The sequence below is a fragment of the Variovorax sp. CF313 genome (assembly GCF_000282635.1).
GTDB lineage: Bacteria > Pseudomonadota > Gammaproteobacteria > Burkholderiales > Burkholderiaceae_C > Variovorax.
In genome coordinates, this window is the sequence record NZ_AKIW01000019.1 from 15,032 (window position 1) to 29,196 (window position 14,165).

The 14,165-nt window shown below is 69.3% G+C and carries 14 protein-coding genes; 2 read left to right on the plus strand and 12 right to left on the minus strand.

Annotated elements, in window-relative coordinates:
• Window positions 1-64: 64 nt before the first annotated feature.
• From PMI12_RS06020 to PMI12_RS06030, 3 genes are read right to left on the minus strand one after another with little or no spacing between them, the layout of a single operon-like run.
• Window positions 65-1,423: a sigma-54-dependent transcriptional regulator gene (locus PMI12_RS06020; RefSeq protein WP_007830169.1), complete on the minus strand. Its 1,359-nt coding sequence runs from the start codon at window positions 1,421-1,423 to the stop codon at window positions 65-67.
• Window positions 1,408-2,868: a sensor histidine kinase gene (locus PMI12_RS06025; RefSeq protein WP_007830170.1), complete on the minus strand. Its 1,461-nt coding sequence runs from the start codon at window positions 2,866-2,868 to the stop codon at window positions 1,408-1,410. The genes PMI12_RS06020 and PMI12_RS06025 overlap by 16 nt, the downstream gene beginning before the upstream one ends.
• Window positions 2,865-4,394, minus strand: a complete 1,530-nt coding sequence (locus tag PMI12_RS06030) for a class I adenylate-forming enzyme family protein (protein WP_007830171.1) — start codon at window positions 4,392-4,394, stop codon at window positions 2,865-2,867. Before PMI12_RS06030 ends, PMI12_RS06025 begins: the two co-directional genes overlap by 4 nt.
• Window positions 4,395-4,589: 195 nt before the next feature.
• Between PMI12_RS06030 and PMI12_RS06035 the strand changes: the two genes are divergently transcribed.
• A complete protein-coding gene (locus PMI12_RS06035; protein ID WP_007830172.1) occupies window positions 4,590-4,832 on the plus strand; it encodes a GlsB/YeaQ/YmgE family stress response membrane protein in 243 nt (80 codons plus the stop codon).
• Between the two features lie 13 nt (window positions 4,833-4,845).
• Window positions 4,846-5,340, plus strand: a complete 495-nt coding sequence (locus tag PMI12_RS06040) for a hypothetical protein (RefSeq protein WP_007830173.1) — start codon at window positions 4,846-4,848, stop codon at window positions 5,338-5,340.
• Between the two features lie 15 nt (window positions 5,341-5,355).
• On the opposite strand, the gene PMI12_RS06045 is transcribed toward PMI12_RS06040, so the two are convergent.
• The 9 genes from PMI12_RS06045 to PMI12_RS06085 are packed head-to-tail and all read right to left on the minus strand — an operon-like array spanning window position 5,356 to window position 14,116.
• The gene (locus tag PMI12_RS06045; protein WP_007830177.1) at window positions 5,356-6,783 is read right to left on the minus strand and encodes a galactosyl transferase GMA12/MNN10 family; all 1,428 of its coding nucleotides are present in this window, start codon (window positions 6,781-6,783) and stop codon (window positions 5,356-5,358) included.
• Between the two features lie 46 nt (window positions 6,784-6,829).
• On the minus strand, window positions 6,830-7,936 hold the full coding sequence (locus PMI12_RS06050; RefSeq protein WP_007830178.1) for a DegT/DnrJ/EryC1/StrS family aminotransferase: 1,107 nt from the start codon (window positions 7,934-7,936) through the stop codon (window positions 6,830-6,832).
• Window positions 7,933-8,889, minus strand: coding sequence for a Gfo/Idh/MocA family protein (locus tag PMI12_RS06055; protein WP_007830179.1), 957 nt, complete (start codon window positions 8,887-8,889; stop codon window positions 7,933-7,935). The genes PMI12_RS06050 and PMI12_RS06055 overlap by 4 nt, the downstream gene beginning before the upstream one ends.
• Window positions 8,886-9,680, minus strand: coding sequence for a hypothetical protein (locus PMI12_RS06060; RefSeq protein WP_007830180.1), 795 nt, complete (start codon window positions 9,678-9,680; stop codon window positions 8,886-8,888). Before PMI12_RS06060 ends, PMI12_RS06055 begins: the two co-directional genes overlap by 4 nt.
• Window positions 9,677-11,140, minus strand: coding sequence for a glycosyltransferase family 4 protein (locus tag PMI12_RS06065; protein ID WP_042672942.1), 1,464 nt, complete (start codon window positions 11,138-11,140; stop codon window positions 9,677-9,679). Before PMI12_RS06065 ends, PMI12_RS06060 begins: the two co-directional genes overlap by 4 nt.
• Before the next feature lie 8 nt (window positions 11,141-11,148).
• A complete protein-coding gene (gene lipA, locus PMI12_RS06070) occupies window positions 11,149-12,150 on the minus strand; it encodes a lipoyl synthase (RefSeq protein WP_007830183.1) in 1,002 nt (333 codons plus the stop codon).
• Window positions 12,151-12,157: 7 nt separating this feature from the next.
• Window positions 12,158-12,886, minus strand: a complete 729-nt coding sequence (gene lipB / locus PMI12_RS06075; protein WP_007830184.1) for a lipoyl(octanoyl) transferase LipB — start codon at window positions 12,884-12,886, stop codon at window positions 12,158-12,160.
• A 31-nt stretch (window positions 12,887-12,917) separates the two neighbouring features.
• Complete coding sequence (locus tag PMI12_RS06080; RefSeq protein WP_007830185.1) at window positions 12,918-13,226, minus strand: YbeD family protein; 309 nt, start codon at window positions 13,224-13,226, stop codon at window positions 12,918-12,920.
• Window positions 13,223-14,116 (minus strand): D-amino acid aminotransferase, encoded by an 894-nt coding sequence (locus tag PMI12_RS06085; RefSeq protein WP_007830186.1) that lies wholly within the window; start codon window positions 14,114-14,116, stop codon window positions 13,223-13,225. Before PMI12_RS06085 ends, PMI12_RS06080 begins: the two co-directional genes overlap by 4 nt.
• Between the last annotated feature and the right edge of the window lie 49 nt (window positions 14,117-14,165).

The following is a 14,165-nucleotide window of genomic DNA, read 5'->3' on the forward strand; positions in this document are numbered from 1 at the left end:
CACCGTGCGGGCGGCGGCCGCATGATCCGGGGACACCATGCGTCCGCTTTCCGGACGCTTCGTCTCAGTCGATCCCGTACTGCGTCAGCTTGCGATAGAGCAATTGACGGTGAATGCCCAGGCGGCGTGCGGCCTCGGCACGGTTGCCCTGCGTTTGGGCCAGCGCGTGGGCGATCAGCAGGCGCTCGAGCTTTTCGACGGCGGCGGGCAGTTCGCCTTCGAGCCACTCGGCCGGCACCGTGTCGGACGCTTCGCCGCGTGGCGCGGCCCCGGGTCCGATGGCCAGGTCCGCCGCGCCGATCACGCGGTGCCGTACCAGCGCATGGCAGCGCTCCATCACGTTGCGCAGTTCGCGCACGTTGCCGGGCCATGGGTGGCTCAGCAGCCGTTGCGCGGCCTCGGCCGACAGCGCCTTCGGCGCATCGGATGCGGCCGCGCGGCGCAGGAAGTGCTCGGCCAGCGGGATGATGTCGGCCAGCCGCTCGCGCAGCGGCGGCATGCGGATCGACAGCACGTCGAGCCGGTACAGCAAGTCTTCGCGAAAACGGCCCTCGCGCACGGCGGCGGCCAGGTCGCGGTGCGTCGCGGCGATCACGCGCACGTCGACCTTCACCGTCCGGTGGCTGCCCAGCGGCGTGACCTCGCCCTCCTGCAGCGCACGCAGGATCTTGGCCTGCACGTCCAGTGCCATGTCGCCGATCTCGTCGAGCAGCAGCACGCCGCCATCGGCCGCGCGAAAGCAGCCGGGGCGTTCGCCGCTCGCGCCGGTGAAGGCGCCGCGCACGTGGCCGAAGAGTTCGCTTTCGAGCAACTCCTTCGGAATCGCCGAGCAGTTGACGGCCACGAAGGGCCGGCCGGCGCGGGCCGAATGGCGGTGCAGCGCGCGCGCCACCATTTCCTTGCCGGTGCCGGTTTCGCCGAGGACCAGCACCGGCATCGCGCTGGCGGCGGCCAGGCCGATGCGCTTGTGCACCTCGCGCATCGCGTGGCTCGGGCCGATCAGGTCGCTGCCGTCGCCGTCCTGCGGCACACCGGAGGGCGACGCTGCCGCGTGCTGCTGCTGCAGCGCGCGTTCCAGCACCTCGCGCACCGCCTCGCGGCTGATCGGCTTGGCCAGGTGATCGAAGGCGCCCAGGCGCATCGCCTCGATGGTGTTGCCCGCGCTCGCGAACGCCGTGAGCACGATCACCGGCGGCAGGCGCACGAGCCTGGCCTGCATGGCTGCGAGCGTCTGCAGGCCATCCATGCCGGCCATGCGGTGGTCGAGGAACACGGCGTCGAAGCGCTCGCGCGACGACGACAGCGTTTCCAGCGCCTCGGCGCCGCTGGCCGTCGCCACCACGCCGTGGCCGAGGCCCTGCAGCGTTTCGGCGAGCGTGTCGCGGAAGGCGTTGTCGTCGTCGACGATCAGGAGGTGCGCCACGGAAGCTCCAGTTCGAAGCGGGTGCCCGGTTGCATGGGCACATGATGCAGCTCGCCGCCGTGCGCCAGCGCCACTTCGCGCGCCAGCGCCAGGCCCAGCCCGGTGCCGTCGGCGCGGCCGGTGGCAAAGGGCTCGAAGAGGCTGGCCTGCAGCGGTTCGGGTACGCCTGGGCCATCGTCGTCCACGCGGATGAGCAGCATGCGCGCATTGGGCTGCACGACGGCCAGCACCACGTGGCCGCCGCGTGGCGCATGGCGCACGGCGTTGTCGAGCAGGTTGTCGACGGCGCGCGCAAGGTGTACCGGGTCGAACACGGCGCTGGCGGGCAAGTCGTGATGCAGCGAGATCTGCACGCCGCCCGCCGCTGCCTTCGGCGCGACGGCGGCCACGCGCTCTTCGAGCCAGCGATGAAGCGCCACCTCGGCCGGCGCGAGGGCTACCGGCTGCACCAGCGCGAGCAGGCTTTGCACGAGGCCGTCGAGCCGGTCGATCTGCCCGACGATGACCTGCAGCGCCTGGCCCTGCCGCTCGGGCGCGGCGGCCAGCGCGTTCTCGGCCTTCAGCCGCATCGTGGCGATCGGGTTGCGGATCTCGTGGGCGATGCCGCCGGTCATGCGGCCGAGCGCCGCCAGGCGCTGGTCGCGGCTGTGCTGCTGTGCGGCCGCCCGCACGTTCATGCGCGCCTCCTCGAAGCGCAGGCGGTAGCGGTTGAAGCCGTCGACGATGCGGTCGAGTTCGTGCACGCCGGTGCGCGGCAGCTCGGGCATGGCATCGCCGTCCGCATCGGCCTGCGCGAGCCGGGTTTCGAGGCGCTGCACATGGCGCAGTCCACGTCGAAGGATGAAGCCAAGCCAAAGGCCCGATGCGAGCACCAGCGCCAGCAGGACGCTCAGGCCGGTGCGCAGGCTGTCCTGCGCGGCCAGCGCGCCGCCGCTGGTGCGAGTCATGGTCCACGCCGCCAGGTCGTTGCCCGGCGCGGCCAGCGGGCAGGCCGAGACGATCAGCGCCTCACGGCTGCCGCGCACCACATCGGTCTGCGGCTGCCGGGTGCGCGCCGCGAGCTGTGCCATCTCGGCGATCAGCGGCTGCTCGGCCACGGGCACGTCGCGCTTGACACCGCTGCCTTCGTAGGTGGGGTAGGCATAGGCCAACTGGCCGCCGGCGGCCTGCCACACGCCGCCCTCGACATGGGGCGCCTCGATCAGCACCAGCTGCAGCAGTACCTGCAGCAGATCGACCTGCGGCTGCGCCGAGGAAGGTGCGGCCGCCGACCTGGCATAGCGCGCCGCGATCGCGCGGCACGACTGCTCGGTCGCAGCGCGCCCCGCAGCCACCTGCGCGCCGGCACTGCTGCGGTAGAGCGTGAGCATCACCACGGCCAGTGCGGCGCACATGCCGAACAGAAGCATCCAGAAAAAGACCAGCTGACCGCGAAGGGATTTCATCCACCGCGTTCACGCAGTTCGCGCTTGAGCACCTTGCCGATGGCGCTGCGCGGCAGCTCCTCGATGAAGGAGAGACGTGCCAGGCGCTGCGTCTTGCCGAGCTGGGCGTTGGTCCATTGCAGCAGCGCGTCCTCGGTTGTGCTGTCGCCCTCGCGGCGCACCACGAAGGCCACCGGCGTTTCGCCCCATTGCTCCGACGGCACTCCGATTACCGCCACGTCGGCCACCGCCGCATGGCCGCGCAGCACGGCCTCGAGGTCGCTCGGGTAGATGTTGAAGCCGCCGCTGATGATCATGTCCTTCTTGCGGTCGAACAACGTGAGGAAGCCGTCGGCGTCGAAGCGCCCTACGTCGCCGGTGCGGATGAAGCGCTTGCCGGTGGCGTCGAACCATTCGGCCTCGCGCGTCTTCTCGGGCTGGCGGTGGTAGCCGGTCATCATGCCGCCCGAGTGGCCCACCACCTCGCCGGCCACCTCGGTGTTGCCGCGCGGCAGTTCGTTGCCTTCCTCGTCGATCAGGCGGATATCGCTGCCCTCGGCGGGCTGGCCTACCGTGTGCAGCTTGGTCGGGTGCAGGTGCGCCTCCAGGATGCAGGTGCCGCCGCCCTCGGTCATCCCGTAGAACTCGATCAGCCCGCCGGGCCAGCGCTTGAGCACGTCGGCCTTGAGCGCGGCGTTGAAGGGCGCGCTGGTGCTGAACTTGAAGCGGAACGACGACAGGTCGTGCGCGTCGAAGCGCGGATGCGCCATCAACCGCTGGTACTGCACCGGCACGAGCATGGTGTGCGTCACGCGGCGTTGCTCGGCCAGCTGCAGGTAGCCGAGCGCGTCGAACTTGGGCATCAGCACCACGCAGCCGCCGAAGGCGATGGTGGGGAAGAACACCACCAGCGTGGTGTTGGAGTACAGCGGCGTTGACAGCAGCGTGACGGTGTCGGGACCGTATTCGTATTTGGCGCCGCGCTGTACGTGGGCCCAGCGCATGCCGTGGCCCTGCACGATGCCCTTGGGCTCGCCCGTGGTGCCCGACGAATAGATGATGTTGAAGGGCCACGAAGGCTGCGTCTCCACGGCCTTGGGCTGCACACCTGCCGGCGCGAGCCAGCCTTCGAAGTCGCGGCCCACGTTCGAGCCGTCGAGCGCAATGCGTGCAATGCCGCCTTCCTTCGCGGGGCCGATCACCTCGGCGGCCGAGGCGTCGCTGAACAGGATGCGCGCATCGGCGTCCTCGATCATCCGGGCCAGGCTGGCGGGCGTGGAGCCGGGCGCCAGCGGGGCCACCGCGACGCCCGCGCGCAGCGCGCCCAGGAACACCGCCGCGTAGTTCACCGACGACGAGGCGCAGATGGCGATGGCATCGCCGGGCTGGAGCCCGTCGCGCTGCAGGCTGGCCGCGACGCGGTCCATGAGCGCGTCGAGTGCGCGGTAGTCCAGGGTGCGCCCGGCATCGGCCAGCGCGGCGTGGTCGGGCGTGTGTTGCGCATGGAGGTGGACCAGATCGGCAATGGCGCCGAAATTGCGTTCCATTTCGGCTTGAACGGCAGGGTGCGTTTGCAAGGTCATTCCTTCTTCTTGAGCAACCGGCAGGATAGCGAAATGCTGCCGCTTTCGGCCAGCTCCTTGGCGACCGCGCGGCTGTCGGAGGGCGTATCGTCAGGCCGCGCTCAGGATGGACGGGCAACGATCCCGCATCATCTTTTTTCAACAGACAGGGAGTCTCTCTTGCACATCATCTGGACCATCTTGATCGGCTTCATCGCGGGGCTGATCGCCCGCGCCATCCTTCCGGGCAACAACTCCATGGGGTTCATCCTCACCGTGGTCCTGGGCATTGCCGGGTCGCTGGTGGCGACCTATGCAGGACAGGCCCTGGGGCTGTACGCTGCGGGCGCGGGCGCCGGCTTCATCGCCTCGGTGATCGGCGCGGCCCTGCTGCTCGGGGTCTGGCATCTCGTGGCCCGGTAACAAGGAGATCTCCATGGGTTTACTCGACATCCTCCAGCAGGCCATCGGCGGCAACGGCAGCCCCGAGGCCCACCTCGACAAGGTCACGCAGCAGGCATCGACCGACGAAGTCGGTGCGGGGCTCGCCGCGGCCATGCGATCCGACCAGACGCCGCCTTTCGGCGACATGGTGGGCAAGCTGTTCGGCCAGTCGTCGCCGCAGCAGCAGGCCGGCGTGCTCAACCAGATCCTGGCCACGCTGGGCCCGGCAGCGGCCTCGGCGCTGGCCGGCGGCGTGCTCGGCCGCATGCTGCAGCCGGGGCAGACGCAGGTCACGCCCGACCAGGCCTCGCAGCTGTCGCCTGCGCAGGTGACCGAGATTGCCGCGCATGCCGAGCAGCAGCACGCGGGCGTGATCGACGAGGTGAGCCGGTTCTATGCGCAGCACTCGGGGCTGATCAAGACACTGGGCGGCGCGGCGATTGCCATCGCGCTGGCGAAGATGAAGGAGAACGCCACGCGCGGTTGAGGCTGCGCGGCCCCGTCAGCGGGACGACGCAGTGGTGTCGGGCTGCGCCGTGTCGCCGCCGCGTTCGTACGCATCACGCGCCAGGCTGCGCCGGTTCCATAAATGCATGGATGCCGCACGCTGCGGCGTCAGCTGCGTCGGGAAATGCACGAAGTGGCTGTCGGCGGTCGCGTAGATCGCGGGCGCGTCCAGCGACAGCGTGTCCACCACCTGGGCTTCGGTGACGAGGCCGTGGGCATTGAAGACATTCGCGAAGTAGGTCTGGTCGCCGCCGTTGGCGTGCACCGACGAGCGGTCGGGCGCGGCCTCGATCTGCCGGCAGACGTCTTCCACCAGCGCGTGCATCGCGGGCGTGTTGCGCACGCCGACCACGCTGGAGTTCATGTTCCAGGCCGTGTGGTCGTTGCCCACCAGCGCCTGCCGGCCGTCGACCAGCGGCTCCATGCGCAGCGACTGGTTCATGGCCAGGATGTCCGCATCGATCCACAGCAGGAACTCGTGCTCCGCGAGGTGGCGCCGCATGACGTGCGGCTTGGCCCACGAGCCTGTCAGGCCGTTGGCAAAGCCGGGCACCTTGCGGTAGAGGTGGTAGCCGTAGCCATGGCGCAGGCAGTAGCGCGCGAGGCTTTCTTCGTGGATGCGGCCGTAGCTGGCGATGTGGTGCGTGTAGATGCTGACGAAGGCGATGCGCGCGCCGGGGTTTAGGTGCAGGTCGTCCTCGGGTGGGGGCGTGGTCCCGGCGAGTAAGAGGAAGGGCGGGCGTTCGTCGGCGGCCAGGGCCGCGGCGTCCTCCACGAGGTTCTGCACGCCGCGGAAGTCGTAGTCCAGCGCCGGCGTCCACTGGTTTCCGGCGCCTGCGCGGCGCCAGGTGGGCGCGTCGCTGGCCACCAGCGGGCGCACACCCTGGATCGATTCGTAGTAGCTGCCCGCGGGCCAGTTGGCCTGCACATTGGCGTGGATGCCGTTGAGCAGGGGAAGGGCGCAGGGGCGGGGCGGGAAGACACGGGCGACCAGCGCGTTCTCGGGCTGCTCGTTGTCCTCCAGGATGCGCACTGCCCAATGGGAGACATGGTCGACCAACTGGCGCACCTGCTCGCGCACCGCGGCCGTGTTGCGCAGCAGCAGCATGCTGGTGTTGCAGAGCGCGTCGTCGTCGGGTTGCGCGCAGACCAGCGCGTCGATGCCGTCGAACACCTCTTCCAGCGGTCGGGGCCAGTAGACGACAGCGAACTGGTCGAGTACCAGCAGCAGGCTGCCCTCGTCGGCCTGCGCCAGGTGCTGGTAGATCGCGTGGTAGCGGAAGAAGACCGGCTGGCGCGGACCCCACACATGGGTGCTGTCGGCGATGCGGTGCGCGTAGCCGTACCGGCGCGCATAGGCTGCGTGGTTCTCGACCAGGCCCTCGACGGGGCGTGTGGCCAGCGTGGTCAGGATGGTGGCCATCTGATCCGTTCTCCCTTTCGATGTGGTCCCGCGGCGTTGGCCGCCGCTATGCGCCGGAAGCTTGCCGTACGACGCCGATGATGTACTCGATTTCCTCGTCGCCGAGCATCGGATAGAGCGGCAATGCGAGCGAACAGCCGGCCAGTTTTTCGCTGTGCGGCAGGGCGCGGGTGCCATGCCAGGGCCGCAGCGCCTCGTGCCGGTGCAGCGGCTGCTCGTAGTAGACCCGGGTGGCGATCCCTGATGCGGCCAGCCGCGCCGCGAAGGCCGCGCGTTCGCGGGGGCCGGGCAGGGTGATGACGAAATAGTTCCACGCGTGGCCCGCCGAGCCTCGCGGCAAACCGATCGGGCAGTCCGCCCAGGCCGCCATGTAGCGCGCTGCGATGGCGCGCCGTCGCGCGATGTTGTCCGGAAAGTCGTCCAGCGCGGCATTGAGCAGGCAGGCCTGCAATTCGTCCATGCGGCTGTTGTGTCCGAGGCAGTGGTGCCGGCCGTCGGCGTAGCCGTGGTTGCGCAGCAGCCGCGCCTTGCGGGCATGCTGCGGATCCTTGAAGGCCAGCGCACCGGCGTCGCCGGCGGCGCCGAGGGTCTTGGTCGGATAGAAGCTCATCGCCGCGGCGTCGCCCCAGGTGCCGGCGGCATGGGCGCCCAGGCATTGCGCGACGTCCTCGACCAGCCACAGCTTCTCGTCGCGGCAGTAGGCGGCCAGTTCGGGCAGGCCGCTCGGGTCGCCGAAGAGGCCAACCGCGAGGATTGCGCGGGTGCGCGGCGTGCGGGCGTCGCGGAAATGCGCGAGCGTCGGCAGGAAGTCGTCCGGCGCGCTGTCGACGAAGACCGGCCGCGCGCCCGCAGCGAGCACCGCTTCCGCGCAGGCGACGAAGGTGTAGCTCGGCAGCAGGACCTCGTCCAGCGCGTCCCCTCCGCCCGCGCTTCCGATGCCGAGGCTCTTGAAGGCCAGCAGAAGCGCTTCGGAGCCCGATCCCACGGCCACGGTCTCGCGGCCTTGCAGCAGGCCGGACAGCCGTGCCTCGAAAGCCTCGGCCTGCGGACCGAGGATGTACACGCCGCTGCGCAGCACTGCGGCGAGGGACTGGGCCAGGTGCGCCGCTCTCGGTTCGGTGGATGCGGCCGACCGGAACAGCGGGATCTTCATGCGTGCAGTACCTGGCAAGCCCGGGTCACGGCCGCCAGGCCATCGGCACCCGACGCGACGCGGCTGGCCTGGCCCAGGATGGCGCGCCTGAAGCCGTGGTACTGCCGTGCCAGGGCGTCGTCGCCGGTCGTCGTCGTCGTCGAACGCGCGCCGCTGCGCAGGTCCAGCAACTGCTCCCGGTGGCCGTCGCACACCTGCAATCGAGCGATCGCCGGCGTGCTGGCGTAGCCGCTCTCGAATTCGGCGACCAACGTGCCCAGCCGCACGCGCGCACGCACGCTGTGCACGTCGATGTGCCGTGCGAGCACTTCCATTGGCGCTTCCGCGGGAATCGCGCACAGCCAGGCGAACAGGTCGAGGTCGTGCACCATCAGGTCCAGCACGCTGTCCCTGGCCATGGCAACGCGCGTCGAATAGCGGCGAAACCGCATGAACGGACGCTGGTCCTGGCGGTGGCTTGCCGCGGCATTGCGCAGCCGGGCGAGGAGCACGGTGCCGAACACGGGGTTGAAGCGCTCGATGTGGCCGGTGCTCAGCGTCACGCCGTATTGCCGCGCCGTGCGGACCATCAGGGCACCGTCGTGCCGGTCGATGCAAAGCGGCTTTTCGACCAGCACGTGGCAGCCGCGCCGCATCAACGACAGGGCAAGCTCGGCGTGCGCGTCGTCGCTGGTGGCAACGGTGGCCGACGCGATGCCCGGCGGCAGGTCGTCAACGCTGGACAGCAATGGCAGCGCCGCGAGATCTGCGCCGGCGCGGGCCGACGACGAGCAATCCACGAGGGCACGCAGCTGGAAGCCGCGCAGGGCGAGGAGCTTTCGGGCGTGGATGCTGCCGAAGCGGCCAAGGCCCACGATCGCATGGGCCAGTGCGGCGTCGACCGGGCTCGCGGCTGCCGTATCGGCGGCGATGGCGGTCGTGCTGTCGTCGCTGGCTGGCGTCGTGAAGGTCATCGAGGCATCGATGGATGTGTCATCGCGTCGCGCAGCCGATCCGCCACGGCCTGCAGATGCGCGCCGCGGATGACGTGCTTGTAGACGCCGGCTGCGACGCGTTCCTCCCCGAAGATTTCGAAGGCGGGTTTGGTGGCGGGCGCCTCCGCCAGTTCATAGCGCGTGGGCTGCGCGGCGAAGAGGCATTCCCGGCCGTAAGCCTGGGCGCCGAACTCGGCGATGAAGCCCGCCAGCTCGCGCTCCAGCTGGCCGCCGAAGCTGTGCGCGTAACCGTGCATGTCGTCGAGCTTGGCCTGCAACTCGGGGCCGTCGAGCTCGACCATGACATGGCGCTCGGAAGCCAGCCGTGCCGGTGGACTCGGATGGCCCACGGTGGGATAGCCGAGCGATACGACCGTGCGGCCGCGCGCCACGGCGTGCGCGGCGACCTGGTTGGCCAGCAGGCGGCACAGGTCGTGCGAAGGGTTGTAGTCCTCGGCTTCATCGGCAACGATGCAGTCGATGCCTTGCTCCACGACGTGCGTCGTCAAGGCGTGGACCCACTGCGTGAACAGGCGCGTGTCGCCTTCAAGCAGCGCCCGGTAGATGTCGGCATCGGCAACCGGCCGCACCACATCCGCAATCCAGCGGGCCCCCGCGCGTGCGAGGTTGTCGATCGTCGGTTCGAGCCGCGGCACGCCGCTCGAACCGGCGCCGTTGGTCAGCACCACGAAGTCCGGCCGCTCGTTGCGCAGCCACTTCCACAGCAGCAGTTCGTGCCCCGAATGGGCGGCGATCACCAGCGCCTTCATGCGCGCGGACCGCCGGGCCGGACGAGGGTTGATACCCGCCGCAGCGGTCCGGTCACACGCCACGAACGGCTGGCGTAGACCTCGCGCAGCTGTGCCTGGAGCAGGGCGAGTTCGGTGCGCGCCTGCCGGGTCTGCTGCTCGGCTTCGGCCAGCCGTGCGTTGCAATCGGCGTTCGATTGCGACGCCTGCGCCGCCTGTACGGCCTGCGCGGCGGTCTGCATGGCGAGCTGCGCTGCGGCCTGCATGGCGGCGAGCTCCGTCTGCCGGCGTGCCTCTTCGGCCTGGCGTTGCAGCTCTGCCTGCAGCGCGTCGATTCGAGCCTGATGCATGCGTTGATGGTCGTTGAAGGATTGCTGGATCCACCCGATGTGCTGCTGCAGGGACGCAACAGCCAGATGCGCCGCCGACGGGTTGCCGCGCCGGATCCAGTCCTCCATATAGCGGGCCACCTCATTCGCGCGCTGGCTTGCGGGCACCTCGATCACGGGGTGCTGCAGGGCCATGCGCTGCGCGCAGCGCTCAAGCGCGCCGAGCGTTGCGTCGAGGCCGCCATGCGCACGCATCCATTCGCCGGCCTTGCCCGCATCCTCGGCGTCGTATCGATCGAGTTCGGCGCCCACGTTCTCCCGCGTGATCGGCCGGATCAGCAGCGCCCGGCCGAAATTCCAGCGCCGCGCGTGGGCCACGGTGGCCGCCGTCACCATCTCGCCCATGCCCGAACTCGGATCGAGCACCACCACCGCGTTGCCGGTGCACAGTGCCTCGGTGGCGCAGCGCCCCTTGCCGAAGACGATGTCGTAGCGGCCGAGTGCCTCGGCCGGGTCGGGCAGGTGGTTGCCGGTGCCGCTGCCGATCACGTCCAGCGACAGTCCGCGCTGCACGCAGGCGGCGCGGATTTCCTCGAGCTGCGCGTCGTGCGAGGCGTAGTTGCTGAAGACCAGCGCCGTCCGGGGCCGGGCCGGCAGCCCGCCGCGCCGCGGAAAGCGCGAAAGATCGATCCCGTTCTGGATCAGCTCGATGCGTTCGCGCGCGATGCCGAACTCGTGCACCAGGCGCTCGGCGCAGTTCTCGTCGACGGCCACATGGCATACGACCTGCGTGAACTGCGCCGGGCGTCCGTGTTCGGCGCTTCGGTCGTGGCATATCGTGAGGACCGGCACGTCGTGGAAATGCAGCAGCGCGCGAACCGTCTCGTGGTGCGTGTTGCCGATGATCACGTCCGGCCGCGCCGCAATGTCGCTCAGTTCGGTGACGCAGGCAATCGAGGCAAAGCGCAGTTCGTCGGCCATGTCCCCGAAGGCCGTTGCAAAGATCGTGACGGCGTGGCCGCGGCGGCGCAGCCACAGCGCCAGGTCGCGGGTGAACATTTCCGCCCCCGTGCGATGCACGAGATAGCACATCGCCAGCAGGATGTGCAGGGGCCTGCCTGACTGCGGCGCGTCCGCCGCTGGGACGGTCACCGCGGCGTTCAATCGAGCGAGGGCGCGCCGGCCAGAACGTGTCCTGCCTGCTGGTCGGCGTGGTAGCTGGAGCGCACCATCGCGCCCACGGCCGCGTGGCTGAAGCCCATCTTGTAGGCCTCTTCCTCGAACATCTTGAAGGTGTCCGGGTGCACGTAGCGGCGCACCGGCAGGTGCGAGCCCGACGGCGACAGGTACTGGCCGATGGTCAGCATGTCGATGCCGTGCGCGCGCATGTCGCGCATGACTTGCAGGATCTCCTCGTCGGTCTCGCCGAGGCCCACCATGATGCCGCTCTTGGTCGGCACGTCGGGGTGCAGCGCCTTGAACTTCTTCAGCAGGTTCAGGCTGAACTGGTAGTCGCTGCCGGGGCGCGCTTCCTTGTACAGGCGCGGCGCGGTCTCGAGGTTGTGGTTCATCACGTCCGGCGGCGCGGCCTTGAGGATTTCAAGGGCGCGGTCGTCGCGGCCGCGGAAGTCGGGCACGAGGATCTCGATCTGCGTCGTCGGCGAGAGCTCGCGGATGTTGCGGATGCAGTCGACGAAGTGCTGGCTGCCGCCGTCGCGCAGGTCGTCGCGGTCGACGCTGGTGATCACCACGTACTTCAGGCGCAGCTTGGCGATGGTCTTGGCCAGGTTGAGCGGCTCGTCCTTGTCGAGCGGGTCGGGGCGGCCATGGCCCACGTCGCAGAACGGGCAGCGGCGCGTGCACTTGTCGCCCATGATCATGAAGGTGGCCGTGCCATTGCCGAAGCATTCGCCGATGTTCGGGCACGAGGCCTCTTCGCAGACCGTGTGCAGGTTGCTCTCGCGCAGGATCTGCTTGATCTCGTAGAAGCGCGTGGTCGGGCTGCCGGCCTTGACGCGGATCCACTCGGGCTTCTTGAGCACCTCGCCCTGCTGCACCACCTTGACGGGGATGCGCGAGAGCTTGGCCGCGGCCTTCTGCTTGGCCAGCGGGTTGTAGTTTTCGGCGCTTTGGGCGTCGCGGACGACTTCTGTGGTGCTCATTGGTGTGTCAAGGCGCGAGGAAGGCGCCGAGCTTCTGGCTCAGCACCGTGGCGGCTTCTTCCCATGTGGTTTGGATGCCGATTGTAGAAAGGTCGACCGTCTGCAGCCCCGCATACCCGCATGGGTTGATGCGGGAGAAGGGTTCGAGGTCCATCTCGACATTGAGCGCCACGCCGTGGTAGGTGGCGTGGCGGCTCACCTTGATGCCCAGCGCAGCGATCTTGCCGAGACCGCGAAACGGGTCGCCCGCGGGCAGCGGGCCGGTCAGCGCCGAACCGGTTGAAGGCGATGCTTTCAGCATCGCGTGCGAGAACGGGTCGTCCAGCCGCACGTAGATGCCCGGCGCGCTCGCCACGCGGTGGCCGGTGACGCCGAAGTGAGCCAGCGTGCGCAGCACCGATTCCTCGATGCGATAGACGTATTCCTTGACGAAGTAGCCCGCGCGGCGCAGGTCGATCAGCGGGTAGGCCACCACCTGGCCGGGGCCGTGGAACGTGACCTGGCCGCCGCGGTCGGTCTGCACGACGGGAATGGCGCCGGGGTTCAGGATGTGGTCCTGCTTGCCCGCAATGCCTTGCGTGAAGACCGGGGCGTGTTCGCAAACCCATAGCGCATCGGGCGTGTCCGCTGTGCGCTCCTGCGTGAACTGCTTCATTGCCGCGAAGGTGTCGGCGTAATCGACGCGGCCCAGCGGGCGCAGCTCGATGGCGGGGACGATGGCGGCGGTGCCTGTCATGGCGTGGTTCGCCGTGCGGACGGCACGGGGGTCAAAGCACGACCTTGACCATCGGATGCGCCGACAGCGCGCGGTAGATGTCGTCGAGCTGCTCGCGGCTGGTGGCCGTGACGGTGATGGTCACGCCGAGGTAGTTGCCGGCCTTGCTGTCGCGCAGCTCGACGGTGGTGGCGTCGAAGGCGGGATCGAAGCGCTCGGCGATCTGGGTGACGGCGTGCACGAAGCCGTCGACCTTGGCGCCCATCACCTTGATCGGAAACTGCGAGGGGTACTCGATCAGCGATTCCTTGCGCGGATCGGGGATCGCGGTGGTGTCGGTGGTGGTCGTGTTGTCGGTCATGCCGGGGCTCCGTGTTTCTGTGCGTTGTGTTGCTTGGCCTGCTGGTAGGCCGCATACAAGCTCTGGTAGATGGGGCCGGGGCGGCCATTGCCAATAGCCTGCCCGTCGAGGCTGACGACGGGCAGCAGCTCCTTGCTGGCCGAGGAGATCAGCAGCTCGTCGGCGGCGAACACCTCGTCGCGCGAGATGGGGCGCAGCGCGAACGCAATGCCCTGCGCCTTGCACAGGCGCTCGAGCAGCCCGTAGCGGATGCCGGTCAGCACGAGGTTGTTCTTCGGCGGGCCCGCCAGCGTGCCGTCCTTCACGATCCACACGTTGCTCGACGAGGCCTCGCTGAGCCATTCGTCGCGGAACATGATGGTCTCGGTCGCGCCGGCTTCCACGCTGATCTGGCGCGCAAGCACGGCGCCCAGCAGGCTGGTGCTCTTGATGTGCGCCTTCTGCCAGCGGAAGTCGGCCGCGGTGACGCAGGCCACGCCCTTGGCGCGGATGGCATCGGAGATGGGCGGCAGCGGGTTCACCATCACGAACACCGTCGGGCGGATGCCGCGCACCATCGCGTGGTCGCGCGGGGCCACGCCGCGCGTCACCTGAAAGTAAACGGACTGGGGCGCGTTGCCGCCGGGCTCGACCAGCCGCATCACGATCTCGCGCCACTGCGCGAGCGACAGCGGGTTCTCGATCTGCAGTTCGGCGAGCGAGCGGTCGAGGCGGGCCATGTGCTCCTCGAAGCAGAAGGGCTGGCCGAAGTAGACGGGGACGTATTCGTAGATGCCGTCGCCGAAAATGAAGCCTCGGTCGAGGACGCTGATCTTCGCGTCGCGCAGGGCGGGGTATTCGCCATCGAGGTAACAAAGCGTGGCGGGCAGGGCATCGGTGATAGGGTGCATGCCGGAATTATGGTTGCGTGCGCCGCGTCGGGTTCGCGTCAGGGAATGC